Here is a 3424-nt window from a genome sequence, read left to right as displayed (position 1 = left end):
CTATCCGGCAAGTTTTCTATACCCATCGCTGGTTTTTCAACGTTCGGTAAAATCAGGCTCTCAGGATGGGCAGGCAGGTCGATATCATTGAGGTATAGCTGTAATAGATTGTTATAGTCTTCGGTATCACCGACCAATACTGCACCAAGTAAGCGTTTATTATCAGGCGTTGTGACCAGTTTCTTATAGATACCTGTCGCAGGATTTTGATATAAATAGCTCAAGCTGTCGGCACTTTTGCCATGTGCGTCGCCAATACTGCCTACATCAACACCCATCAGTTTGAGCTTAGTGCTCATATCAGCGCCCGTAAAGGTTTGTGTTTTATCTCCTGCAATTTGCGCCGCACAAATACTCGCCATGCTATAGCCAGGCGCCACTAAGCCAAATATTTGATTGTCCCACACCGCGCATTCGCCAATAGCGTATATGTGCTCGGCAGTGGTGCGGCACTGCTCATCAATTAAGATGCCGCCACGCGTGCCCATTTCAATACCGCACTTAGGGTTGTTTTTGATAATACTGTCTTGTGGGCGAATACCGGCACTAAAGACGATCATATCGGTATCAAGCGAGGTGTCATCGGTGAATTGCATGGTCAGCTGGCACGGATTCTCATTAAAGGTGCTCAGGTTTTTATGCATGGCGTCGGTATTATCAATAATGGCTTGGGTATTCTTACCAGTTAATACTTTGACACCAAGCGCTTCAATTTTTCGCTTTAAAATATCGCCGCCAGCCGCATCAAGCTGTACGCCCATCAACTGCGGGGCAAACTCTACTACATAAGTCTCTAGTCCTAAGGTGACCAGCGCTTTTGCCGCTTCAAGTCCGAGTAGTCCACCACCCACGACCACGCCTTTCTTTACTTTGGGTTGCTCAGCGATGGCAAGAATGTCATCCAAATCAGCAATGGTGCGATACACATGACAGTGTGCATGCTCACGCCCTGGAATCGGTGGCACGAACGGATACGAGCCTGTTGCCAGCACCAGCTCACCATATTCAATCCGCTCGCCAGCTTGAGTAATGATGTATTGATTGGTGGTGTCAATATCTACAATGCATTGATTCAGATGCAGCTGAATCTGGGCAGATGTATAGGTGCGCAAATCAACCAAGTTGAGCTTACTGACATCCTTATGCTCAAAGTAGCTCGATAAATACACCCGATCGTAAGCGGGACGGTCTTCTTCAGCAAACACATGAATCTCAAACTGCTCATGCAAGCCTTTTTCTATGGCGCGCTCAATGAAATGATGTCCAACCATACCGTTACCAATCACCACCAACTTAGCTTTACCTGCCTTACTCACTATAGTGCTACTCATGTGATTATCCTTAGTCATGGATTTGTCTAAATAGTGCTTACAGCAAGACACCTTCAATAACTGTGCCAAAAACCGTTATATAGCGCTATATCTCTAAGCGAGAGGCTCAAAACTGCAGACGAAAATCTATGACAATGACAATGTATCTCTAAGATAGCGCGGTATTTTCGAGGGTATGAATAGCAATAGTAAATAAAACCGTTATCGCTCTTTACAGATCAGGATATAAAAAATGGATGCACCAAAATAGATAAAACCATGCACCAATTTGATTGTTTTTATAACAGTGAGAATTTTTAATTCATCTCGATAAAATTAGCGTTTCTATATGGCTATTAAATTATGAATGACCTTGTAATATCTCCTTGGAAGTCAGCTATAGCAAAGCATGAACGCTTTTATCAAAGCCGAGGTTTTATCTGTATAACGAGGCTCATAGCGGCAGCTGGCACAGCCATTGCACCACCTTAAATGCTCTAACAGATCAGTTCGCTCAATATAACGTGTTCTTACGGCTTTCCCTGTTAGCCCTGAATTTTACTATTTAAGGAAACCACTTATGTCTTCATCGCCATCATCGAGCCCCGCTGCACCAAATAAAAACAAGCTTAACATCCTATCTTTTACTGGTAAGAATAAGATACTCCATCTTGGGTGGATGGCTTTTTTTCTTACCTTTTTTGTATGGTTTAACCACGCACCATTCTTATCTGCCATCGGTGAGACCTTGAGTTTAACCAAAGACCAAATCAAAACGTTATTGATATTAAACGTCGCTTTAACTATTCCAGCTCGAGTCATTATTGGTATGTTGACTGATCGTTTTGGTCCACGCCTCGTCTATACCGCCATTTTGGCTATTGGAGCAATTCCTTGTTTTACTTTTGCCTTTGCGCAAGATTACAACACGCTGGCATTGTCGCGTTTCTTCTTGGGCTTTGTGGGCGCAGGCTTTGTGGTAGGTATTCGTCTCATGAGCGATTGGTTCCCTGCAAGTGAGCTGGGTACTGCGGAAGGTATTTATGGCGGTTGGGGGAATTTTGGTTCTGCCGCCGCGGCCTTGCTGTTACCGACAGTGGCTATTATCGCGGCGGCGGTGGTTGGTGGTGATGAAGGCTGGCGTTATGCAACAGCCACCTCAGGGGTGGTGATGATGCTCTATAGTGTGATTTTTTATAAGATGGTGCGTGATACGCCTAAGGGTGCGACGTATTTTAAGCCCAAAAAGTCTGGCGCCATGATGGTGACCTCAACGGGGGATTTTTGGCTGATGATGGCTTTTAAGCTGCCAATGTATTTGGCGTTAGCGCTTTTGGCATGGAAGCTATCACCCGCTGGTGTCAGCTTACTCAGTCAGGCGAGTGTCAATATCGTCTACATCGGCTTAGTCGTTTTATATATTTATGAGTTTGTGAGTAGTTATCGCTTTAATAAAGAAGTGTTTACGACTCCTGTGCCAAAAGCGCATCAATATGATTTTAAGCAAGTCGGTATCTTAAATATTTTATACTTTGCAACCTTTGGCTCAGAGCTTGCCGTAGTGTCTATGTTGCCACTTTTTTATCAAGAGACATTTAATCTATCAATTGTGATGGCAGGAGTCTTGGCATCAAGCTATGCGTTTATGAACTTGATGTCGCGACCCGGTGGCGGCTGGCTCAGTGATAAGTTTGGGCGCAAAATCACGCTGCTGATTTTGACCGCAGGTTTGGCTGTTGGTTATTTATTAATGGGTATTGTGGATTCAACATGGCCAATTGCATTGGCATTATTCATCACGATGTTCTGCTCGTTTTTCGTACAAGCGGGTGAAGGTGCTGTGTTTGCGGTTATTCCACTGATCAAGCGTAGCATGACCGGACAATTTGCTGGCATGACCGGCGCTTATGGAAATGTTGGTTCGGTTGTTTATTTAACGGTCCTGAGTCTGGTTTCTTATCAAGTATTCTTCATGGTAATTGCCGCGACCGCCGTCATTGGCTTCTTTGCGCTGTTCTTTTTAAAAGAACCTGAAGGCGTCATCATCGAAGAGATGCCTGATGGCAGCTTTGCCCAAATACAAGTGAGCTAAATATGCAAATGAATGAGGCACT

The 3424-nt window shown here is 44.4% G+C and carries 2 protein-coding genes; one reads left to right on the top strand and one right to left on the bottom strand.

Features of this window, described 5'->3' with window-relative positions; translation table 11 throughout:
• On the bottom strand, window positions 1-1331 hold a 1331-nt coding region (locus tag VLN09_RS07780; protein ID WP_325245274.1), incomplete at its 3' end, for an FAD-dependent oxidoreductase.
• 559 nt (window positions 1332-1890) lie between these two features.
• On the opposite strand from VLN09_RS07780, the gene VLN09_RS07775 reads away from it, so the two are divergent.
• Window positions 1891-3402: a NarK family nitrate/nitrite MFS transporter gene (locus VLN09_RS07775; RefSeq protein WP_325245273.1), complete on the top strand. Its 1512-nt coding sequence runs from the start codon at window positions 1891-1893 to the stop codon at window positions 3400-3402.
• The last annotated feature ends 22 nt before the right edge of the window (window positions 3403-3424 follow it).

This window comes from Psychrobacter sp. (assembly GCF_035469765.1).
GTDB lineage: Bacteria > Pseudomonadota > Gammaproteobacteria > Pseudomonadales > Moraxellaceae > Psychrobacter.
The sequence above is the reverse complement of the archived record's forward strand: the minus strand, read 5'-3'. Positions and strand labels throughout refer to the sequence as shown.